The sequence below is a fragment of the Clostridium sp. AF37-5 genome (genome assembly GCF_003477605.1).
Taxonomy (GTDB): Bacteria; Bacillota; Clostridia; order Lachnospirales; family Lachnospiraceae; genus Eubacterium_F.
The window spans coordinates 26,949-49,038 of record NZ_QUDR01000001.1; the positions used below are offsets into that span (position 1 = coordinate 26,949).

The following is a 22,090-nucleotide window of genomic DNA, read 5'->3' on the forward strand; positions in this document are numbered from 1 at the left end:
AGCCTCGGATTGCCTTGAAAAAGAATTTTTAGGCAGTTTAGGGGCTTTTTTTGATGTACTTTTTTTGCGTTGGCAGCATTGATTCCGGTAAAATTGTATTGACACCGGGTGCAACAGAGAAAGATTTGAATTTTTGCTGGTATTCCAAAACAAAAGGATTAGCAAAAGTAAAATTAGGAAAGAAAGAAGACTTATCCGACGCCAAAGTATATGACGGCACAGTTACCGAATCAACCGTTCCAATAGTGTGGAGACTTACAAAGCTTCCAACAAAGTATCCATAAAAGGCGCATTGGAGAAAAACACTACTTATTACTACAGCTATTCCAATGATGGAACGACATGGAGTAAGGCTGAAAAATATCAGACAAAAGATTTTTCTTCTTACAAAATCTGGCTGGTAGGTGACCAGATTGATTATGCTGCAGCAGATGAAGCAGATACAAAGAATGTAAGAGAGAGCGAGTATGCCGGTTTCTTATATCCGTCGGTACTTCGTAATCTGCCGCTTGCTTCTTCCATCGGAAACCATGAGAGCAAAGGAACGGATTACAAGTATCATTATAACAACCCAAATACAGAGGATAATTTGTAATTTGGGAGCAACGAACTCCGGAAGTGATTACTACTTCAGCTATGGCGATGTACTATACATTGTTTTGAATAGTAATAACCGTAATGCGGCAGAGCACAGCAAACTGATGGAAAAGGCAATTAAAAGCGCACCAAATGCGAAATGGAAAGTGGTAGCCTTCCACCATGATATTTATGGTTCCGGACAGCCACACTCCGATTTTGATGGAGCAAATTTGCGAACAATTTTTGCACCGCTTATGGATAAGTGTGATATTGATGTCTGCCTGACCGGTCATGACCATAGTTATGCAAGAACCTAAAGTAGACGCTGCTGCATTGCGAAAAAAAGTCGGTATGGTGTTCCAAAAAGCAAACCCGTTTCCAGCAAGCATTTATGATAATATTGCTTATGCGCCAAAATACCACGGAGTGCACGGACGCAGAAAACGGAAGAACTTATGGTAGAACTGAAAAAGAATTATACGGTAATTATTGTGACACATAATATGCAGCAGGCTGCGCGTGTGGCAGATAAAACAGCATTCTTTTTCATGGGTGATTTGATTGAATATGGACAGACGGAGCAGATTTTGAATAATCCGCAGAGGGAGAAAACAAAAGCATATGTCAGCGGACAGTTTGGTTGACATCAAAAAAATACCTGTGTAAAAAAATGAAATATTTGTTGCTATAATAGGGGAAATATGGTAATATTATGTTATTAAATTTTATGGGAGGTAAAATTATGATGAAGATGAAAAAAAGGGTAGCTATTGTTTTATTATTTGCGTTATGTCTGGCGCAGATTCCTGTTGCTCCGAAAGCAAAAACGAAAAAAGTTAAGTTAAATCTAACAAAGGTTTCTCTTTTGCAGGGGGCAACTGTACAACTTAAACTGTTAAACAAAAAGGCAGGGGCTGTAAAGTGGTATTCAAAAAATAAGAAAAAAGCAACGGTTAACAAAAAGGGAAAAGTGACCGCAAAGAAAACAGGCAGTGTAGTTGTTTATGCAAAATATAAGAAAAAACAATACAAATGCAAGGTGACAGTGAAAGCACCGGTAAAGGTTGCAAACATGAAAGAAAATAACGCAATATTTACGAGGAATGTATATCAAAAGATAAGCAAAATTCAGAGACTTGTGGTGAAGCAGGAGGTCATCTCGCCAAAGGGAATTTATGAGATTTATCAGTTGCTGGCAGCGATGGATGTTCAGAAAATAACGGATGGAAGCCAGCCATTTGTGGGAGGAATTACTCTTAAACTATTATTTAATGATGGAACGAATATGGAATTTACGATTGGAAAGAATCTTGTGATTGATGGAAAACAATATAAGATTTCATCGGATATTTCAGAAAAGCTGGGACAGTTATTAAAACAGTATCAATGATAAGGAGTTGTGATACGCTTAAAAAAGTTGGAAAACGCCCGACATTTGCAAGAAAATATATTGACATTTGAAAGACGGTGTGCTAGTCTTTGGTAAAAGAATCGATTCTTTCCTATACAGAAAAAGGGAGAGGATACTATGGGAAAAGCAGATTTGACAGAAAAGAATCTTTTGCGTTATAAGGATGTTTTTTCGGATGTTGCAAATGTTAATTTGTTTCATGGTGAGAAGGTACTTGCAGAAGAAGATATTGTGGAAGAACAGACTGAACTTATTTTTAAATCACCGGTAGATGGAAATTTAGGACAGTTGTTCCTTGATGTACCAATGAAATGTAAAAAAGCAGGTACGGATTTTGTATTTATATGTATGGAAAACCAAAGTGATATATGTAATATTATGCCGGTTAGAGACATGGGGTATCAGTATGTGAAATATACGGATCAGATAAAGTTGTGGCAGAAGAAAAATAAAAAGAACAATAATTATCCAAGTCCTATTACAAAAGTAATTCACGATAATCAGAAGCTAAAGCCAGTAATTACACTTGTTTTAAACTATGGAAATGAATCATGGAGTAATCCGATATGCTTATATGACTTATTGGATATTCCAAATGAATATAAAAAATATTTAGAACCGTGGATAACAAATCATCAAATTAATGTTATTAATTTGGCTGAACAGGGAGAAGAAGAATGTAAACAATATTGTTCTGATTTTCGGTATATTGTGAAATATTTGGCATGTAAAGGTGACAAGGTTAAATTAGACCGTTTTTTTCATGAAACAGAGTTCAAGTTAAATCATCCTAATGCTTTTTTAGATTGGATGTCAGTCATGACGCATGATACTGGTTATAAAATGGCAAAAAAACTGATAAAATGGGATGAAGAAGATGAAGGAGGTACGATTTCTATGTGTGTATTATTGGATATGTATGAAGAACGAGGTATGGAAAAGGGAATGGAACATGGACTGGACGTAGCATTCAATATTCTAAAATTATCCAGAATAGGGATGACAGAAAATGAAATCGCAGAAGAACTATGTGTTTCTGAAGAGGTTGTACACAAGTTTTCACATATTTATTCTTAATTAAAGAAATGAGGCTAAAGATTTTGAAAGAAAAGGAGGAATATGTTATGGTGAAGCATATTATTTTATGGACACTTAAAGATGAATTCTCAGATGAGGAGAAGAACACAATCAAACAGGGAATTAAGGAAGGACTAGAGAGCCTTTCCGGACAAATACCGGGGCTTATGGAAATTTCAGTCCGCACGGATTGCTTGGCAAGCTCAACGGTAGATGTTATGCTGGATTCAACTTTTGAAAGTGTTGAGGCACTGAAAAATTATAGTACACATCCGAAACATGTGGCGGTAGCGGATGGCAAAGTGAGACCTTATACAGCGACAAGGGCATGTATGGATTTCGAAGTGTAACAAGGTAATGCAAAATGGATGGAAGAGGGATTGACACCGTGTCAGTTTTGATTTATAGTAATCATTGTGACACGGTGTCAGTTTATATATTTGATTGGCTGAAAATCCAGGAGGTGATCTTACGATGGAGTATGTAAAGGTAGGGGATACCGATATTCGGGTATCAAAACTTTGTGTAGGGTGTATGAGTTTTGGCAAGGCAGGTACGATGCATGATTGGACTTTAGATGAGAAGCAGAGTGAGAAGCTGGTGAATAAAGCATTAGAGCTTGGTATCAACTTTTTTGATACAGCGAACTGCTATTCTTTGGGAACTAGTGAAGAGTATCTTGGACGTGCGATTCGAAAGTACGCAAAAAGAGAGGAAGTTGTACTTGCATCGAAGGTTTATTTTAATGAAGGAAGATTGTCGAAGCAGGCAATCCGGCGTGAAATTGATGGAACATTAAAGCGACTGGGAACAGATTATTTGGATTTATATATTATTCATCGGTTTGACTATGAGACTCCTGTGGAAGAAACGATGGAAGCTTTGGATTCTTTGGTAAAAGACGGAAAGGTTCGAGCGCTTGGCGCTTCTGCTATGTATGGATATCAATTTTATAATATGCAAATGGCGGCAGAGAAAAATGGATTTACCAAGTTTTCGGCAATGGAAAATCATTATAATTTATTATACCGGGAAGATGAGCGTGAATTGATTCCGATTTGCAAGCAGATGAATGTTATGCTTATGCCATACAGTCCGCTTGCTGCCGGGCATTTGACACGGGCAACATGGCAGTCGGATTCTCTGCGTGGACGTACAGACTGCGTGGCAAAAGGAAAATACGATCGGATGGAAGAGACAGATATTAAAATTGTCAAGAAAGTGTCTGAACTAGCCGAAAGACATCATTGTAAAATGTCTCAGATAGCCATTGCATGGGAATGGGAAAAAGGCATTTCGTCACCAATCATTGGAGCGACAAAAGAGCAGTATTTAGAAGATGCGGCGGAGGCTTTATCTATTTCATTGTCGGCAGATGAGATGCAATATTTGGAAGAAGCATATATGCCACATCCGATTGTTGGTGCAATTGATAAAAATCCAGAGGCAGATGTTGTGCTGCTTGCTGAGAAAAAGTAAAGGAAGGACTTTGTTTATGCCGGCAGGATCGGAAAAAAGAACGAATGCTCGAAGAGAAGAAATCATAAACGCATGTGAAAAATTATACCAAACGATGAGTTTTAAAGAAATAACCATCAAGCAGATTGGAGAGGTTACCTCTTTTTCAAGGACATCAATTTATAATTATTTTGAGACAAAAGAAGAAATTTTTCTTGCTCTATTAACGAGAGAGTACAAAATGTGGGTAGAGCAATTAAAAGATGTGCTGGAGAAGTATGAAAAATTGACGGTGGAGGAACTTGCAGGGATTATTGCAGATTCACTTGAAAAAAGATGGCAGCTTTTAAAAATTTTATCTATGAATCATTACGATTTAGAAGAAAACAGCCGTACAGAGATGTTAGTTGAATTTAAGCTCATGTATGGGGAAGCGCTGAATGCGATGGAACAGTTATTAATTAAATTTCGCAAAGAATTTGATGAGAATAAAAGACAGGATTTTATCTACGCTTTTTTTCCGTTTATGTTTGGCATTTACCCATATTCTGTTGTTACGGATAAGCAAAAAAAAGCTATGGAAGAAGCAAAAGTGAATTGCATGCCACATACGGTCTATGAGCTGACTTTTGCAATGACGAAAAAATTGTTGGAGTAAAGGAGAAAAGTAATATGTATTTAGAGAAGATTAATGGACCAGAGGATGTAAAGAAATTATCAATGGAACAATTAAATGTGCTTGCAGGTGAGATGAGAGAAGCATTGTTTCATCGTTTGACGAAGACAGGTGGGCATTTTGGACCAAACTTCGGTGTGGTGGAAATGACAATTGCGATGCATTATGTATTTGATTCACCAAAAGATAAATTTGTTTTTGATGTGTCGCACCAGACCTATCCGCATAAGATGCTTACCGGCAGAGCATATGGTTATCTGGATGAAAATCGTTTTCACGAAATTTCCGGGTATTCGGAACCATCGGAGAGCGAACATGACATTTTTACTATTGGACACACTTCAACGTCTGTCAGCCTTGCGACCGGACTTGCGAAAGGAAGAGATGCCGTTGGTGGCAAAGAAAATATTATTGCTGTAATTGGTGATGGTTCTTTGAGTGGCGGAGAGGCTTTGGAAGGATTGGATTTTGCCGGTGAAATGACCTCGAATTTGATTGTGGTTGTCAACGATAACGAGCAGTCGATTGCAGAAATTCACGGCGGTCTTTATAAAAATCTTACGGAACTTAGAGAGTCAAACGGCGAGGCTCCAAATAATTTGTTCCGTGCAATGGGACTTGACTATATTTTCGAAGAAGAGGGAAATAATATCGAGAAATTGATTGCGCTCTTTCAGAAAGTAAAAGACATTAACCATCCGATTGCTGTGCATATTCATACGCAGAAAGGAAAAGGGTATGAGCCGGCAGAGGAGAATAAAGAAGCTTGGCACTGGTGTATGCCGTTTGACCGCACGACCGGAAAGCCATTGCAGAATTTTGAAGGAGAAGATTACAGTGTGTTAACCGGTGAACTTCTTTTAAATAAAATGAAAAAAGATAAATCGGTTGTATTTGTGACTGCGGCAGTTCCAAGTAATGTTGGTTTTCCAAAAGAAAATCGTGAGAAAGCGGGAAACCAGTATATTGATGTAGGAATTGCGGAAGAGCAGGCGGTAGCAATGTGTTCCGGAATTGCAAAAAATGGCGGAAAACCAATCTTTGGTACCAACGCAACTTTTATCCAGAGAACGTATGACCAGTTTTCACAGGATGTATGTATCAATCAAAGTCCGGTTACTACAATTTTGAATTATTCGTCTGTACTTGGGCTGAATGATGTGACACATCTTGGATTTTACACGATATCTATGCTTAGTAATATTCCAAACCTTGTTTATCTTGCACCAACGTGTAAGGAGGAATATTTAGCAATGCTTGATTGGAGTGTGGAGCAGGATAAATATCCGGTTGTAATCAGCATGCCGGGAAATGGTGTTCATCCGGCTAAATATCCGGTGGCTTCATCCTATGATCCATTGAATGAGTATCAGGTATGTGAAAAAGGAGAAGAAGTTGCGGTTCTTGCTTTGGGCGATTTCTTCCAGCTGGGTGAAGAGGCTGCACGAAGTATTGAAAAAGAAACCGGCAAAAAAGTCACATTGATTAATCCACGTTTTGCATCTGGTCTGGATGAAAAACTGCTCTCGGATTTGAAAGAAAATCATCGTGTGGTTGTGACATTGGAAGATGGTATTTTGGAGGGCGGCTTTGGACATAAAGTTGCCGGTTATTATAGCACTTCCGATATGAAAGTATTGAATTTTGGCTTGAAAAAAGAGTTCTACGACCGTTACGATGCAGAACAGCTTTTGAAAGAAAATCATTTAACCAAAGAGCTGATTATGAAAGATGTTATGAAACTATTACATGCATAAAATGCTAGATATGTCAATTGTTTATCCGCATAATGCAGTGATTTTGATTATGCCTTGTTGTATAATACAGATATATTCAAAAATAATATAATTAGGAGGAAAACGACAATGACAAGGACTAAGAAAAAAACATTGGCCGTGTTGATGGCACTTTCCGTTGTAATTCCGGGAAGTATTGCACCTACGTCAGAAGCAGCGGCTAAAAAGGTCAAATTAAGCAAGACAAAAGTCAGCATACAAGTTGGCAAAACGAAAAAGATTACAATCAAAAACGCAAAAAAAGGTGCCAAAGTAACATGGAAGACATCAAATAAGAAAGTGGTTAAGATTGTAAAATCAAAGAAAAAGGGCAAAAAGGCGTATGCTGTAATTAAGGGTGCAAAAAAGGGTACCGCTACGTTGCGTGCCATTTATAAGGTTGGGAAGAAAAAGAAAACGATGAAGTGTAAAGTGAAAGTTACGAAAAATACGGCAAACAAAATTGCAACCAAGCAGCCGACTGCTCCAACTAAGAAACCGGTTTCTCCTTCCGGTCAGCCAACTGCAGTGCCGACGCAAAGTGTCGTAAGCGCAACACCTGCAGTAGAGAGTAAGAGCAACTACAGTTTCTTTGATGACTATACGTTAGGCTATGATAAAGATAATAAGAAGATTGTTGCTTATAAAGATGGTAAGCAGATGTCATTGGAAGAAGCAGGGGCCAAAGTGTATAACAATTATGGAGATAATATTTTTGCAAGCCAAATTGCAGATAATAAATGGAATGCAGATAATATTAAATTGACTGCACCTTTACAGTATACAACAGAAGACGGTAAGGTACATGATATTAACAGCATGCTTACCAATTATGATTTTATTGCTGATCCGACTGCATTAGATAATTCGGATAACGATGGAAAACTTTATGTATACGGAACAAATGAAGGATTTGATTATGCGGACGGTAAATTGGCTGCAAACTCTTATTCCAATAATTCACTCAGTATCCTTTCTACTTCTGATATGGTGAACTGGACCGATGAAGGGACGATGGATAATACGAATTTGAATAATTTGCCAAGTACAGCTTCTGCTAAGAAAAAGGAAAAGAATGGCTGGACAACAAAGGCATGGGCTCCATCAGCTCTCAAAATCGATGGCGATGGAGATGGTGAGGATGAATATTATATCTTTTATACCGATGGCGGAGGAGTAGGATATGTTCGTGGTGATTCACCGGTTGGCCCATGGCATGATGATTTAGGACAGAAAATGTTTACCTCAAAGTCAGAAGGATGCGAGGGAGTAAAATGGTGTTTTGACCCGGCAGTTCTTGCAGATGACAAGGGGAATGCATATATTTATTTTGGTGGTGGAAATGACGAAGAAAAATATGTTCAGACCGGTCGTGTGTGCAAATTAAAATTTGAAAAAGGCACAGGAATTGTTTCTCCGGATGGTATACCAAAGACCTTGGATACATTCTGCTTCTTTGAAGATGGAGAAATTAACCAGATTGACGGTAAATACATTTATTCCTACTGTACGAACTGGGATGTAAAAGAAGATACGCCATATGTTGGAGCCGTTCAGATTGCGGCATACGTATCTTCGGACCCTATGAATATCTGCTTTTTCCCAGATAAAATTGGAAAAACCAAGTTTACGGATGAAGAAAATGTAGAACATAATTATCTTGGTACTATTTTAGATAATCCAAGTAAATTGTATGGTGAGACTTATAACAATCATCATCATATGCAGAATTTCAAAGGACATAATTACATCTTTTATCATTCAACTGTGCTTAGTAATACATTATATCGTGATAGCAAACAATATCGAAATTTACATGTAAATGAAATTGATATTGATACAAAGAATGATAAGATTACGATTGAGCCTTCCTATGAGGGTGCAAAACAGATTGAAAATGTGAATCCATATAAGAATGCGGATGGCACGGTTAAATATATTAATGCAACAACAAGTGCGAAGAGTGCAGGAGTGAAATCTTTGCGAGATGATCGTACTGTTGTAAAATCATATAATGGATCACCGATGGTACTAGATCAGATTGATACCGGTGACTGGACTAAGATTAGTGGCGTTGATTTTGGAACCAATGGATTGAAAACAATTAGCGCAGAAATTGCAGCAACATCAGGAGAAGGCCAGATTGAGGTATATTTGGATGCTCCTACAGCTGCAAAAAACAGAATTGCAACCATTACATTGGGAGATACCAAGGGCTTGTATGCATTCAGCACGGCAAATGTTGATCGTGAAGTGAAAGGTGTTCATGATGTGTATTTTGTGTTCCGAGGAACAGGCTATAATGTGGCTTCTTGGGCATTTTCAGAAAAAACAAATCCAGAACTTCCGGACCTTTCTGCAAGACCAACGGTAGAACCAGTTCCAACAATGAATCCAAATGTAAAAGTAGGATGGAATGCGGATAAAACGGAATACGCTGTTCCGATTACAGAGGAAAATATTGTTGCAGAAGGCGGTGCAGTAGCAGAAGTAGACCAATATAATGGAACAGCTTCTCTGGTATATAATGGTCAGTATCCAGGTGTTTGGGTAAACTTGCCGGCAGAAATTACGGATAATCAATTCCAGACAGTAGAGATAACCTATGAGAATCAGGCCACAGATGCTGATTTTGGTGCAGCGATTCGATATGCAACATCGAAAGGTGATGAGGGAATCGTATGGCCGGGTTCAAGTCCATTTGCATCAGGTGAGACAACAAAGACATTTACATTAGATTTCACAAAGAAATTTGCGAAAATAAAGATTTTTGCAGCTGAGAATTTAAAAGATGCCAAATTAATTATTAAGGCGGTTGTGTTAAAACGCGAGGCAGGGGCAACTGCACCGACAGCGACACCAAAACCGACAGCACTTCCTACCACAGCACCAATTGATGTAACTTACGGATGGAATGCGGATGAAACAGAATATACACTTCCATTGACTGAAGAAACGGTTGTAAAGGGAAATGGCACGGAGGTGTCTGTAGACACGAATGCCAAGACGGCTACCATAACATATGATGGTGCATATCCGGATGCATTCCTAAATATGCCAGGGGATTTGTCCGATACGAAGTTTTCATCTATCATTATTAAATACGATCGTCTGACTGAGCAGGACAGCTTTGGTTACGCATCTCGTTACACGGATAACAAGTCAAAGGATGTGAATATTAAATGGGCAACTGTGAGTGGTGCATTTGCACCGGATGCTCACGAAGCGGAGATACCGTTAGACAAGACAAAAGATTTATATCAATTTAAAATATTTGGAAATGCGTGTGACAGTGCAGGATTTATTATTAAAGCGGTGGTACTAAAAAAATAGATTAATTTGACTTAGAATGAAGAAGGATTTTGACAAACTTTTGAAAGAATGTCAAAATCCTTCTTTTCTATTTGATAAGAAAAAATTGAAATTTGCAATTTAATGCGTAGTATGGTACCATTTTCCTTACAATTAGGCTCACAAAGGAGAATGATATATGATTCGCTTGATTGCTTTTGATATGGATGGAACTGTCTTAAATGATGAGAAAAAGATTTTAAAAGAAACAAAAGAAGCTCTTGAACAGGCGGCTCGTGCCGGTATTGAAATTGTGCCGGCGACCGGGCGGCCATTTTGTGGTATTTCTGATGAAATTTATCATTTAGAGGGTGTACAGTATGTTCTTACGACAAATGGTGCCGGTATTTATGAAAGGGATTCAAAAACTTGTCTTTATGAGGATGCAATTCCGTTATCTGCCTATCTGCCAATGCTTGCCGAAGTGGAGGCTTACGATGTGATGGCAGATACCTTTTTAAAGGGCGGTGCGCTTATGACAAAGAGAAAACGTGACCTTTTGCCAAGAATGCGTTTGACGAAAGAAATCCGTGATTATATTTTGTCGTCACGGCAGGTGGTAGAAAGCCAAGTGGACTACTTGCGTGAGCGAGGTGAAGATGTTGAGAAACTGACAATTAACTTTGCTTATGATGAGGACGGTCACCGCATTGATTATGATGCGGTCTGGGAGGTTCTTAAAAAGTATCCGGATGTGAATGCTGTATCCGGTGGTATGAAAAATATTGAGGTTACCAAAAAGGGCGTTTCGAAAGCAAGTGGTCTTTTGTATCTGGGGAAAAAACTTGGAATTGCTCCAGAAGAAATGATGGTGTTTGGCGACAGCGGCAATGATTTGGACATGATAAAAATGGCAGGAATTGGTGTCGCCATGGCAAATGCAGAGCCGGAGGTTTTGAAAGCCGCAGATTTTGTCACAAAGAGTAATAATGAAAATGGGGTAGGGGGATTTTTGGCTTCAGCAACTTATTAAAAAATTGTATTTTATGCGCCGCTCTCGCTTGACAAATGCGCAGGGGTATCGGCAGGTCAAAAACACCTGCCGGATACCCGCGTGTTTGTAGCGCCTGCAATACAATTTTTTTAATAATTTGTCTGAACTCCAAAAATATTTAGCGCGCTTGACTGTCAGTTTCTTTGGAATCCAATAAATTAAAGAAGAATATTTGTTGTATATGATTCATTGAAAACTAAATTTTTTTAGAAACAAAAAACTCATGGAGCGTCGGTGAGGCTTTTCAGGATTCCAGTAATTTGTGTTTTAATTGTTTGTTTTTTGTGTGCTACTAATACGCGGGTATCTGGCAGGTGTTTTCTACCTGTCGATACCCCTGCGTATTTGTTAAGCGAAAGCGGCACACAAAGGGCAAACAATTAAAACACAAATTACGGAAACTGAAAAAACAAGAGAACAAAACCCATTGAAGGAGGAAAAAAATATGTTGACATCATTAGCACTGATTTTTTTAGTAGGACTTTGTATGGCGGCGATATGCCAGAAATTAAAACTTCCACGCATTATTGGAATGCTTGTAACAGGAATGGTGCTGGGGCCATATGTGCTGGATTTTCTGGATTCATCTATTTTGTCAATTTCTGCAGAACTTCGCAAGATGGCATTGATTATCATTTTGCTTAAGGCAGGCTTATCGTTAAATTTAAATGACTTAAAAAAGGTGGGAAGACCGGCGATTTTACTGGCTTTTGTGCCGGCATCATTTGAGATTGTTGGATATGTGCTGTTTGCACCAGTCTTTTTGGAAATTTCACGGATTGATGCTGCGGTGATGGGGGCGGTACTTGCTGCGGTTTCACCGGCGGTTGTTGTACCCCGCATGGTGCAGCTGATGGAAGAAAAGTATGGAACAAAACAGTCCATTCCGCAGATGATTATGGCGGGGGCATCGTGTGATGATATTTTTGTCATTGTTTTGTTTACAACCTTTTTGGGAATGGCGCAGGGGGCAAAAGTAAGTTTGTTAAGGTTTGTAAATGTACCGGTTTCGATTTTTCTTGGAATCCTTTTGGGAGCGGTAATTGGCTATGTTTTGTATCGTTTTTTTGAAACGTCATATCAACATCAAAATTACGTGAGAAATAGTACAAAAGTTATTCTCGTACTTGGTGTATCGTTTCTTCTGACAGCAGTGGAGGGATGGCTTGATGGAAAAGTTGCCGTGTCAGGACTTTTAGCAGTTGTCAGTATGGCGTGTGTGCTTAAGGCAAAATGTATTCCTGCGGTATCTAAGCGGCTGTCGGAGAAATTTGGAAAACTGTGGATTGCGGCAGAAGTTATTTTATTTGTGTTAGTTGGAGCAGCGGTCGATTTACGCTACACGGCGGCTGCCGGTGGATTTGCTGTGCTGGTAATTTTCCTTTCACTGATATTTCGTATGGCAGGTGTGTTTGTTTGCGTTTTGGGTACCGGGCTGTCATGGAAAGAAAGACTGTTTTGTGCCATTTCATATTTGCCAAAAGCGACGGTTCAGGCGGCGATTGGTTCGGTGCCGCTTGCTGCAGGATTAGGCTGTGGAAAGATGATTTTATCGGTGGCGGTTTTGGCGATTTTAATAACCGCACCGCTTGGCGCACTGGGGATGGATTTGACGTATAAAAAATTGTTAGCACGTGAGGAAAATGACTGAAAACGTCTTGAAAATGTCAACTTTGTGTGCTTAAATGAATAAGAGAATATGAGAAAAGAAGGGAACAACATGAAGAGTGTTTATTTCGTGCGCCATGGACAGACCGTATGGAATGTAGAAAATAAAATTTGCGGCGCAACAGATATAGAACTTACTGCTCTTGGACATGAGCAGGCGATTGAGACAGGAAAGAAGATTTTAGAGAAAAAGATAGAGGCGGATGTGATTTTATATTCTCCGCTGGTGCGGGCGAAAGATACCGCATTACATATTTCAGAAATAACCGGGATTCCGGCAAAAGAGGAAATCCGCTTAAAGGAGCAGAATTTCGGAAAGTACGAATCGACCGCAAGAGATGGTGCCAAGTTTCGTGAGGCAAAAAAGCAGTTTGTCGAACGATATGAAGGCGGTGAGTCGATGCTTCAGCTGGCACAGCGAGTGTATAACCTGTTAGATGAGGTAAAAGCGTCCGGCAAGACCTGTATTTTAGTGGCGCACAACGGAATTGCGAGAGTGGTGCAGTCCTATTTTTATGAAATGACAAATGAAGAATATGCGGCGTTTGGTGTGGATAACTGTGCGATTTTGCAGTACGAATTTTCGGGTGAGGAAAATGGGGGCGCTAAGGCATGAGTGCAGGAAAAAAAGCCGGCATGGATATGACGCAGGGGACTATCTGGAATAAAATTTTATTGTTTGCACTTCCGTTAGCAGCAAGCAGTATGTTGCAGCAGTTATTTAACTCGGTGGATACAGCCGTTGTCGGTCGATTTGCGAGCAGTGAAGCGCTGGCGGCAGTGGGAAGCAACGGTTCATTGATTTCTTTGATGATAAATTTATTTATTGGAATTTCTTTGGGAGCCAATGTTGTCATTGCAAAATATATCGGTCAGAAGTCGGAGGAAAATGTACAGGCGGCTGTTCATACAGCGATTGTCGTGGCACTTATCAGTGGTGTTTTTGTTATGATATTCGGACAACTAATTGCAAAGCCCGTACTTACGCTGATGGGAACACCGGACGATGTGATTGATTTGGCGGTACAGTATTTGCGGATTTATTTACTGGGAATGCCATTTATCATGCTTTACGATTTTGGCTCATCGATTCTGCGAAGTATTGGTGACAGTAAGAGACCGCTGTACAGTTTGATTGCGGCAGGAATTATTAATACCGGATTGAATTTGTTGCTTGTGATTGTGTTTCAGATGAGCGTTGCCGGGGTTGCAATTGCAACCGTGATATCCAATCTGACGAGTGCCAGCATAGTAATGTACATTTTGATGCATGAAACATCGGTTATCCGCATTGATAGAAAACAGTTAAAAATTGTACCAAAAGAATTGAAAAAAATATTAGTTATCGGGATTCCGGCAGGGCTTCAGGGAATGATGTTTTCCATTGCCAATGTGTGTATCCAGAGTGCAATTAACAGTTTTGGGTCGGATGCCATTGCAGGTTCTGCGGCGGCATTGAATTACGAATTTTTTGCTTACTTTGTTGTCAATGCATTTGCACAGGCAACTGTGACCTTTACAAGCCAGAACTTTGGTGCCGGTGAGCCGAAACGGTGTCGGAAAATTTTCCATACGTCGATGGTATTATCCCTTGTGTGTTGTGGCCTGCTGTCACTGGTGTTTGTCGTGTGGCGAAACTTTTTTCTGCAGATTTATACAACAGATCCGGCAGTTCTTTTGTATGCCAAACAGCGAATTGTCATTGCGACAACGTTAGAGTGCTTAACATCCGTGTATGAAATCAGCGCGGGAGCAATGAGAGGGCTTGGACGTTCTTTGACGCCTGCGTTAATTACATTTTTAGGTTCCTGCGTGCTGCGGCTGATTTGGATTGCGACAGCGTGTAAGATGGTTCATGAATTTTGGGTTCTGCTTATTATTTACCCGATTTCGTGGGTTGTTACAGGATTGATTATGATGATTGCATACGAAATTGTGAAAAAACGCGTGCTTGAAAGGAAATGGGCGTAAAATGATGTGGCTGTTATTTGCTTTTTTATCTGCTCTCTTTGCAGGGCTTACAGCAATTCTTGCAAAGTGCGGAATAGAAAATATGGATTCGAATGTGGCAACTGCCATCCGAACGATTGTGGTATTAATATTTTCGTGGGTATTGGTTTTTGTCATGGGAGTGCAGAATGGAATTTTTCATTTATTCGGAAAAACCATTACGTTTCTTGTGTTATCCGGCGTAGCAACAGGAGCATCGTGGCTCTGCTATTTTCATGCACTTCAGATTGGAGATGTGAACCGGGTTACACCGATTGATAAATCCAGTACCATTTTGACGATGATTCTTGCGTTCTTATTTTTTGGGGAGACGGTTGGAGCGGTTCAAATTTGTGCAATGGTTTTGATGGGAGCCGGAACGTATCTGATGATTCAAAAGAGGGAAGCAGAAACAGGTAAGAAAACCAAAAAGACATGGCTTTTATATGCCCTGCTGTCGGCAGTGTTTGCCAGTCTGACTTCGATTTTGGCAAAGGTTGGCATGCAGGATGTCGATTCAAATTTGGGAACAGCTATCCGCACCGCCGTTGTTCTTGTAATGGCGTGGGTTGTTGTGTTTGCAACCGGAAAACAGAAAACAATTCATGGAATTGGCAAAAAAAATGGGGTATTTCTTGTGCTGTCCGGTGTGGCAACCGGAGCGTCGTGGCTCTGTTATTTCCGTGCGCTGCAAACAGGACCGGCAAGTGTCGTTGTGCCGATTGATAAATTAAGTATTCTGGTTACGATTTTCTTCTCGTATTTTGTGTTTGGCGAGAAACTTACCAAAAAATCAGGAGTGGGGCTGGTGCTTTTGGTAGCAGGAACGTTATTGCTTTTGAAGAAGTAGGGTGAATCTGTCAAAAATAAATTTATTTAAAAATAAAAAGATTGACAATTTTATAATAAAAAGGTAAAATGAATTTAATATTTGGCAAAGCATAAAAGGAGGAGAAAGCGATTAAGGTTTGGGGAGATTCAAAAGACAGGAAAACCGCATTGATGGATGATTCCATGCAGCGGGTTACTTATGGGGAACTAAAGCAAAAAATAATCGACGTGGGAAGACATTTAAGCGTTAGACAACTGGTCGTGATAGAGATGGGAAATAACATGGATTCTGTTATCTTTTATCTTGGATGTTTGTTTCGAGGAACTGTAGCTATTCTTGTACATGAGAATCTTTCAGAGTTTGAATTATCCGAGTATATTGTAAAATTTGAACCGGAGTATTTGTTTTTGTCAATGGATTACAAATGACTGGAAAGAGGAGGTGGAAGCATTTTTTAACTGTAAAGTTGCCAGCCAATATGGGTGTTATGAAGTAAACTCGATTGCTTATGAATGTCCTTTTCATAAGCTGCATGTGATGACAGAAAATGTTTATGTAGAAATTGTGGAGGATAATCAAATCTGTATTACATCAAAGCATAACCGGGTGATGCCATTTGTGCGATACAAAGTTGGAGATAGAGGACGTCTTTGCACAGATAAGAATTGTTCTTGCGGAAGTCAGGAACCGATTTTGGAATTGGAGATGGCAAGAGATAATGACCTAATACAAAAGGCAGATGGAAGTGTGGCACATTATGATTGCCTTTTTGGAGTAATTGAGCGAATCAATTTGATGCTCGAAATGGCGATATTACAATTTCAAATTATTCAGACAGATTATGAAAAATTTGATGTTTATATGGTGGTAGATGACGAGGAAGATATTCCTGAGGTTCAGATGTTATTTAAGAAACTGTGTGATAAAGATCAGATAAGGGGAGAGTTTACTTTTTCCTTTGTTGATTATTTGTATCCAAGCGAAAAAACCGGGGTTTTTGCGAAGGAGGATTACAATTAAGATGAAAAACTTATTCTAAAAACTGCAACTTTTTTGTCTCCCAAATCGTTAGATAAGTAAAGGGTGTAAATTACACAAAAAAAGGAGGTATTCTTATGAAGAAAGTATTGTTGTTTAGTGCAGCATTGTTTGTTATTGCGTTAGGCATGGGGGTCTCAGCATCTGCTGAGACAAAGAAAATTGGGAACTTCAAATATGAATATGACAGTGCTCCAAATGGAAACGATGTATGGATTACCAAAATTACGCCGGTTACGGGCAGTGATATATCCACACTAAAGATTCCGTCCAAAATCGATGGAAACAAAGTGATAAAATTGGGAGCAAAAGACGATACAGATGACTATTTTCATGATAATATTTTCGGTATGTATATTTTAGAAGAAGATTCCAGTCTCGTACCGGAACAAATTGTTTCAGATGTTGCAAAAATAAAGAAAATAATTCTTCCGTCAGGATTAAAGGAACTGACGCCAGATTGTTTTCATAATATTCAAAAGGGAAAGACGATTTCTGTTCCTAAAACCTTAAAAAAGAATATAAGAGCACTTTGCAATTTGCAATGGAAAAAGGTTACAATCAATAAAAGCAATAAAAAATACAAAATGAAGAACGGATGCCTTATATCAAAAAGTGGAAAGACATTTTACGGTAATTTGGAAAAGAAAAAAAGCATAAAAATTCCAAATGGAGTAAAGACAATTGCAGAGGGTGCGCTTTTTTTAAACGATAATCTTAAGGTGGTTTATATTCCTAAAACGGTTTCGAAAATTAAGGGAAAAGCATTTGGAACATCGAAGTCGCTCCGAATTAAAATTGCATCCAAAAATCAATATTATTATGTTTCAAAGGGATGTGTGGTTAGCCGGAGGAGTGGACGTCTTGTCGTTGCAGGCATTAAAAAAGGAGTAATAACAATTCCGGAAAAAGTAACAGTGCTGAAAGAGGGTACTTCCTTTGTGGGAGGAGAGTGTGAAAAAATAGTATTTCCTAAATCATTAAAACAGATTGAGGAACACTGGGCAGGAACGCTTGGAAATTCTAGTAAAATAGAATATATTTTTCAATCGAAGGAACCTCCAAAAAGAAAGGGGGCTGCATTTTTGCTATTAGGTGGAAGCGTTGTATATGTTCCAAAGGGCACAAAACAAGTGTATGAAAAAGCTTTGAAAAGATTTTCCTATGATTTGAAAATCGTAGAAAAGTAGTGGGAAGGAGGTTCATATGAAAAAAATAATATATGCTGCCATGTTTTTTCTCGCGATTACAATGATGTGTGGAAATGCTGAGAAAGCAGAGGCAAAGTCCTATAAGGCAGGAAAATTTAAATACCAGTATAAGAATACAAAAAAAGGTGTGTGGATTACTAAGATTACACCGCTATCTTCCAAGGGAATCAGTAAACTTAATATCCCTGCTAAGGTAAAGGGAAAGAAAGTGGTCAAACTGGGAAATACGAATGACAAAGATACTACTGATCATACTACTTTAAATCTTTTTGGTGTTAGAATTGGATATTATGAGGAAGGTGGTATTTATACCCCATCAAATCCTAAAGTACACAAAAGAGTTGCTAAGATAAAGAAGATTCGGATTCCGGACTCGGTTGTATCAATAACACCAAGTTGTTTCTTTGATGTGCAGGAAGGAAAGGAGATTAATATTCCAAAGGGTGTGAAGAAAGAGGTTGTAAATCAGTTTACGAGGGTGAAGTGGAAGAAAGTAAAAATATCGTCAAAGAACAAAACGTATAAAGTAAAGAATGGCTGCCTACTTTCTAAAAATGGAAAGGTGATGTATGGTCTTGTATATAAGAAGAAAAGGGTAGTTGTGCCGAAAACGGTAACAGCGATTAAAACAATGGGTACCGGAGATGCAGCACGTAGTGAAACAATTCACGGATTGGCTTTTTTTGGATGTGAGACATTGGTGCTTCCAAAGAGCGTAAAAAATGTCTGTATTTTTAGTTATTCAATGATGAAAGTGGAGGTGGATTCTGGCAGTCAGTATTTTGCATCAAAGGATGGATCGTTATACGATAAAAAAGACGGCAGACTGGTATGGCTGTATCAGACCGATGGAATATTTAATATCCCGGATGGAGTCAGAGAGATACCGTACCACTTTGGCCCATATGGATGGGCAAAAAAAATCATTATTCCGGCAAGCGTTAAAAAGGTGGCAAATATAGTGCAGTATTGTTATGTTAAAGATCCGGTAATTGTATGCAAAGGAAAAGAACCACCGACTTTGTCAAAAGAACAAACTAATTCGGTAGTAAGCCTTAGAGACGAAGTTATTAATATTACGGTATATGTACCTAAAGGATGCAAAGATGCTTATGAAAAAACATGGGTAATTGATAAAAGTAATGTAAGCTCAAAAAGAATTAATTTTACATTTATTGAGCAATAAGCCGGTTAAATAAAGCAATTGCAAAGGAGACTCATATGAAAAAAATATTATATGTGACCATGTTTTTTCTCACGCTTACAATGATGTTTGCAAATGCCGAGAAAGCAGAAGCAAAGTGTTACAAATCAGGAGCCTTTTCCTATCAGTATAAAATAGAGAAAGGTAGTGTTTGGATTACAAAAATTGAGATAATTTCTAATAAGGGAGTTACTACGCTTAAAATACCGTCCCATATAAATGGAAAGGAAGTTACTGCGATAGGGAGTTCAAAAGAGGACTTCAAGGATGGGGATGAGCATAAAATGAATATTTTTGGTGTGTTTGTAAATCCAGATATTGAATCCTATGAACTTATACCATCTGAGGTTCATAAGAAAGTAGGTAAAATAAAGAAGATTATTCTTCCGTCAACACTTAAGAAAATTTCAAAAAATTGTTTTATAAATGTGCAGGATGGAAAGACAATTAATATTCCTAAAAATGTAACGTGGAATGTTATTACTCAGTTTACGCGGGTGAAATGGAGAAAATTAGAAATATCTCCGAAGAATTCGAAGTATAAAATAAAAAATGGATGTTTATTATCCAAAAATGGAAAGAGCGTTTATGGAATTGTACAAAAGAAGAAAAAAATTTGTATTCCGAATTCGGTAAAGATAATTGATGTTGGCATTTTGAAGGATGGCACAGCAGACGGTGATTACAATGGAGCAGATACAATTGTGATACCAAAAAGTGTAAATCAAATAGGGTTTTCTGTTTTAGATACAAAAAAACCGGTAATAATTAAAATTGATAAAAATAACAAAAGATATGCTGTGAAAGATGGTTCTGTGTATAGCAGGAAAACCGGACGACTTGTTGCAGGATATATTAAAAATGGTGTGCTGTCAATCCCTAATACTGTATCTAAGATAACAGATGCAACCAGCTATCTTGGAGGTCAGAATATTAAAAAAGTAATAGTTCCTTCGAGTGTGAAGAAAATGGCAGGAATATTTTTAAGACCGAATAAAATTACATTTGTTTTTAAAGGTAAAAAACCACCTAAACTTACAAACAGAGAATTGATCGCTTTTAACATTCCGATAATTGTATATGTTCCTGCGAAATACAGGAAGGTGTATGAAGATTGGCTAGATACCTCTCTTGAAGAGTACCAAAGAAGAGATACAAAGATTTGTAGTAGATAAAACAGAGTTATAATTTAATTTGGAAGGGGAAAACAAAATGATAGAATTAGAAAAAACATATATATCTTCATCCATGGAGGCGCAGATTGCTGAAATGATAGGGAGAGATGAGAAGAGTAATGACTATCGATTCTATCATTTGTTTTCCTCTCTTGTTTTTGACAAAACAAAGAAGGAACTGAGGTTTCCAATTCTTCGAGAGATTTGGGAAAGTGGTGTTGCAAAAAAAGTTCAAAGTTATTCCTATAGTGGATCTTCAAAGTAAGGCAAAGGAGGAATACGCATGAAAGTAAAATATAAAACGATATTAATGATTGCATTTGTTGGTATTTTAGTATGTGGAATTGAAATCTCAGCAAAAGAAAAAAGAGTTGGTGCATTTCAATTTAGTTATGTTACGTTAGATGGGGACAATGTACAAATAACAAAAATTATACCTACACAGGAAACGATTCCTGATAAGTTAATCATACCGGATAAAATCGATGGGAAAAGCGTTGTAAAACTGGGGGATTTATATGATGACGATGATGGCGGCCGGGGTATTAATTTATTTGGTATTTATCTTTCAGAAGAATCAAAAAAACTGAAGTTATTGCCGACAGAAAGATACAAACAGATGGGTAAAATTAAACGTATTGTTTTGCCTTCATCTTTAATTGGGATTACTCCCAATTGTTTTGAACATATGCAAGACGGAAAGGAAATAAATATCCCTGGTGTTTTTGAAAAGAATGTTATTTCGTTATGTCAAATTGAATGGAAAAAGGTGGTTGCTCATTCGACAAATAAGAAATTCAAGGTAAAAAATCATCTTTTGCTATCGAAAAGCGGTAAAAAAGTTTATGGATGTATAGAGAAAAGCAAAAAGATTAAAGTGCCTAATGGAGTAGAAACTATAATAAACGATGCGTTTAGTGGGAGGAGAATTAAGAAAATAGTTTTACCTAAAACAATGAAAAAAATTGGAAGTGAAGCTTTTTCCGGAAGTAGAATCACAAAGTTTTGTATAAATCCGAAGAATAAATATTACGCTTCGAATAATGGATGTCTATATAACAGAAAGAGCCGAGAATTGGTTGCGGTGCGCGTAAAGGGAGGTGTTGCTCGGATTTCATCCAGAGTTAAAGTGATACCTAAAGGCGTGTCATTTTATCCGGGATATGTGAAAAAAATAGTGTTTCCGAATGAAATCAAAAAACTTTCAGCTTATTGGAGACATTCCATCCCATATTTAAATAAAATTAAATTGGTATTTACAGGTGAGTCTTTGCCAAAGCTGGCGAGTGCCAATGCAGATTTCCCAATGGATTCTGTAGTTTATGTTCCAAAAGGAAGGATAAAAACATATAAAAAGGCTTATCAGAGAAAATACGACGATATGGATTTGAAATGGGAGAAATTGAAGTAAGAGATAAATAAAATGCCCGACGGCACACTGTGGTAGGTGCTAACTGTACTTTACATGAGCCATGGTCAGTGCATTTGTCTTGAGATTGTCGATGAGACGAGGGTTGCCCTGGGTGAAACTGTGCTGCTTCAGCGTTATGTTTCATTGTTTCATTTGTTTTGCTCATAATCGGGCGATCAGCCCATAAAAAGGAATCGGTCATGAATTGTGTGCGAGCACACATTCGTGACCGGTTCCTTTT

Annotated in this window: 22 protein-coding genes and 1 pseudogene; all 23 read left to right on the plus strand. The window is 38.3% G+C overall.

What is annotated here, in order from left to right; translation table 11 throughout:
* Positions 1-53: 53 nt before the first annotated feature.
* The 23 genes and pseudogenes from DW019_RS15245 to DW019_RS00215 all read left to right on the plus strand — a co-directional run bounded on the left by DW019_RS15245 (position 54) and on the right by DW019_RS00215 (position 21,849).
* Positions 54-284: a hypothetical protein gene (locus DW019_RS15245; protein WP_207663911.1), complete on the plus strand. Its 231-nt coding sequence runs from the start codon at positions 54-56 to the stop codon at positions 282-284.
* An 8-nt stretch (positions 285-292) separates the two neighbouring features.
* Positions 293-595 carry a hypothetical protein gene (locus tag DW019_RS15250; protein ID WP_207663912.1) on the plus strand — a complete coding sequence of 101 codons (303 nt, stop codon included), beginning with the start codon at positions 293-295 and terminating at the stop codon, positions 593-595.
* A gap of 1 nt (position 596) precedes the next feature.
* Entirely contained in the window at positions 597-896 is a 300-nt protein-coding gene (locus tag DW019_RS15255) for a metallophosphoesterase (protein ID WP_207663913.1), read from the plus strand.
* Positions 897-912: 16 nt separating this feature from the next.
* Positions 913-1,223: pseudogene (locus tag DW019_RS15350) on the plus strand (hypothetical protein); the annotation flags it as partial.
* Between the two features lie 98 nt (positions 1,224-1,321).
* Positions 1,322-1,969, plus strand: coding sequence for an Ig-like domain-containing protein (locus tag DW019_RS00125; RefSeq protein ID WP_182430984.1), 648 nt, complete (start codon positions 1,322-1,324; stop codon positions 1,967-1,969).
* A gap of 138 nt (positions 1,970-2,107) precedes the next feature.
* Complete coding sequence (locus DW019_RS00130) at positions 2,108-3,067, plus strand: Rpn family recombination-promoting nuclease/putative transposase (RefSeq protein WP_117478401.1); 960 nt, start codon at positions 2,108-2,110, stop codon at positions 3,065-3,067.
* A 47-nt stretch (positions 3,068-3,114) separates the two neighbouring features.
* Entirely contained in the window at positions 3,115-3,417 is a 303-nt protein-coding gene (locus DW019_RS00135) for a Dabb family protein (RefSeq protein WP_117478400.1), read from the plus strand.
* A gap of 124 nt (positions 3,418-3,541) precedes the next feature.
* Complete coding sequence (locus DW019_RS00140; protein ID WP_117478399.1) at positions 3,542-4,546, plus strand: aldo/keto reductase; 1,005 nt, start codon at positions 3,542-3,544, stop codon at positions 4,544-4,546.
* Positions 4,547-4,562: 16 nt separating this feature from the next.
* Positions 4,563-5,183, plus strand: coding sequence for a TetR family transcriptional regulator (locus DW019_RS00145; protein ID WP_117478398.1), 621 nt, complete (start codon positions 4,563-4,565; stop codon positions 5,181-5,183).
* Positions 5,184-5,197: 14 nt separating this feature from the next.
* Entirely contained in the window at positions 5,198-6,958 is a 1,761-nt protein-coding gene (locus DW019_RS00150) for a 1-deoxy-D-xylulose-5-phosphate synthase (RefSeq protein WP_117478397.1), read from the plus strand.
* Between the two features lie 108 nt (positions 6,959-7,066).
* On the plus strand, positions 7,067-10,309 hold the full coding sequence (locus DW019_RS00155) for a glycoside hydrolase family 43 protein (protein ID WP_118442119.1): 3,243 nt from the start codon (positions 7,067-7,069) through the stop codon (positions 10,307-10,309).
* Between the two features lie 157 nt (positions 10,310-10,466).
* Positions 10,467-11,300 carry a Cof-type HAD-IIB family hydrolase gene (locus DW019_RS00160; RefSeq protein ID WP_118442120.1) on the plus strand — a complete coding sequence of 278 codons (834 nt, stop codon included), beginning with the start codon at positions 10,467-10,469 and terminating at the stop codon, positions 11,298-11,300.
* 466 nt (positions 11,301-11,766) lie between these two features.
* A complete protein-coding gene (locus DW019_RS00165) occupies positions 11,767-12,972 on the plus strand; it encodes a cation:proton antiporter (protein ID WP_118442121.1) in 1,206 nt (401 codons plus the stop codon).
* 69 nt (positions 12,973-13,041) lie between these two features.
* Positions 13,042-13,605, plus strand: coding sequence for a histidine phosphatase family protein (locus DW019_RS00170; RefSeq protein WP_118442122.1), 564 nt, complete (start codon positions 13,042-13,044; stop codon positions 13,603-13,605).
* Positions 13,602-14,960 (plus strand): MATE family efflux transporter, encoded by a 1,359-nt coding sequence (locus DW019_RS00175; RefSeq protein WP_118442123.1) that lies wholly within the window; start codon positions 13,602-13,604, stop codon positions 14,958-14,960. The genes DW019_RS00170 and DW019_RS00175 overlap by 4 nt, the downstream gene beginning before the upstream one ends.
* A gap of 4 nt (positions 14,961-14,964) precedes the next feature.
* The gene (locus DW019_RS00180) at positions 14,965-15,828 is read left to right on the plus strand and encodes an EamA family transporter (protein ID WP_118442228.1); all 864 of its coding nucleotides are present in this window, start codon (positions 14,965-14,967) and stop codon (positions 15,826-15,828) included.
* A 110-nt stretch (positions 15,829-15,938) separates the two neighbouring features.
* Complete coding sequence (locus DW019_RS00185; protein ID WP_279217631.1) at positions 15,939-16,238, plus strand: AMP-binding protein; 300 nt, start codon at positions 15,939-15,941, stop codon at positions 16,236-16,238.
* A 13-nt stretch (positions 16,239-16,251) separates the two neighbouring features.
* The gene (locus DW019_RS00190; RefSeq protein WP_118442125.1) at positions 16,252-16,830 is read left to right on the plus strand and encodes a hypothetical protein; all 579 of its coding nucleotides are present in this window, start codon (positions 16,252-16,254) and stop codon (positions 16,828-16,830) included.
* A 95-nt stretch (positions 16,831-16,925) separates the two neighbouring features.
* The gene (locus DW019_RS00195) at positions 16,926-18,038 is read left to right on the plus strand and encodes a leucine-rich repeat protein (protein WP_118442126.1); all 1,113 of its coding nucleotides are present in this window, start codon (positions 16,926-16,928) and stop codon (positions 18,036-18,038) included.
* 16 nt (positions 18,039-18,054) lie between these two features.
* Positions 18,055-19,245 (plus strand): leucine-rich repeat protein, encoded by a 1,191-nt coding sequence (locus DW019_RS00200; RefSeq protein WP_118442127.1) that lies wholly within the window; start codon positions 18,055-18,057, stop codon positions 19,243-19,245.
* Positions 19,246-19,280: 35 nt separating this feature from the next.
* Positions 19,281-20,438: a leucine-rich repeat protein gene (locus DW019_RS00205; RefSeq protein WP_022378163.1), complete on the plus strand. Its 1,158-nt coding sequence runs from the start codon at positions 19,281-19,283 to the stop codon at positions 20,436-20,438.
* Positions 20,439-20,475: 37 nt separating this feature from the next.
* Positions 20,476-20,703, plus strand: coding sequence for a hypothetical protein (locus tag DW019_RS00210; protein ID WP_118442128.1), 228 nt, complete (start codon positions 20,476-20,478; stop codon positions 20,701-20,703).
* Between the two features lie 18 nt (positions 20,704-20,721).
* Positions 20,722-21,849, plus strand: coding sequence for a leucine-rich repeat protein (locus DW019_RS00215; protein ID WP_118442129.1), 1,128 nt, complete (start codon positions 20,722-20,724; stop codon positions 21,847-21,849).
* The last annotated feature ends 241 nt before the right edge of the window (positions 21,850-22,090 follow it).

Coding starts and splice junctions, on each gene's coding strand:
- DW019_RS15245 (WP_207663911.1), top strand. CDS start 54: ATGTACTTTTTTTGCGTTGGCAGCATTGATTCCGGTAAAATTGTATTG.
- DW019_RS00125 (WP_182430984.1), top strand. CDS start 1,322: ATGATGAAGATGAAAAAAAGGGTAGCTATTGTTTTATTATTTGCGTTA.
- DW019_RS00130 (WP_117478401.1), top strand. CDS start 2,108: ATGGGAAAAGCAGATTTGACAGAAAAGAATCTTTTGCGTTATAAGGAT.
- DW019_RS00135 (WP_117478400.1), top strand. CDS start 3,115: ATGGTGAAGCATATTATTTTATGGACACTTAAAGATGAATTCTCAGAT.
- DW019_RS00140 (WP_117478399.1), top strand. CDS start 3,542: ATGGAGTATGTAAAGGTAGGGGATACCGATATTCGGGTATCAAAACTT.
- DW019_RS00145 (WP_117478398.1), top strand. CDS start 4,563: ATGCCGGCAGGATCGGAAAAAAGAACGAATGCTCGAAGAGAAGAAATC.
- DW019_RS00150 (WP_117478397.1), top strand. CDS start 5,198: ATGTATTTAGAGAAGATTAATGGACCAGAGGATGTAAAGAAATTATCA.
- DW019_RS00155 (WP_118442119.1), top strand. CDS start 7,067: ATGACAAGGACTAAGAAAAAAACATTGGCCGTGTTGATGGCACTTTCC.
- DW019_RS00160 (WP_118442120.1), top strand. CDS start 10,467: ATGATTCGCTTGATTGCTTTTGATATGGATGGAACTGTCTTAAATGAT.
- DW019_RS00165 (WP_118442121.1), top strand. CDS start 11,767: ATGTTGACATCATTAGCACTGATTTTTTTAGTAGGACTTTGTATGGCG.
- DW019_RS00170 (WP_118442122.1), top strand. CDS start 13,042: ATGAAGAGTGTTTATTTCGTGCGCCATGGACAGACCGTATGGAATGTA.
- DW019_RS00175 (WP_118442123.1), top strand. CDS start 13,602: ATGAGTGCAGGAAAAAAAGCCGGCATGGATATGACGCAGGGGACTATC.
- DW019_RS00180 (WP_118442228.1), top strand. CDS start 14,965: ATGTGGCTGTTATTTGCTTTTTTATCTGCTCTCTTTGCAGGGCTTACA.
- DW019_RS00195 (WP_118442126.1), top strand. CDS start 16,926: ATGAAGAAAGTATTGTTGTTTAGTGCAGCATTGTTTGTTATTGCGTTA.
- DW019_RS00200 (WP_118442127.1), top strand. CDS start 18,055: ATGAAAAAAATAATATATGCTGCCATGTTTTTTCTCGCGATTACAATG.
- DW019_RS00205 (WP_022378163.1), top strand. CDS start 19,281: ATGAAAAAAATATTATATGTGACCATGTTTTTTCTCACGCTTACAATG.
- DW019_RS00210 (WP_118442128.1), top strand. CDS start 20,476: ATGATAGAATTAGAAAAAACATATATATCTTCATCCATGGAGGCGCAG.
- DW019_RS00215 (WP_118442129.1), top strand. CDS start 20,722: ATGAAAGTAAAATATAAAACGATATTAATGATTGCATTTGTTGGTATT.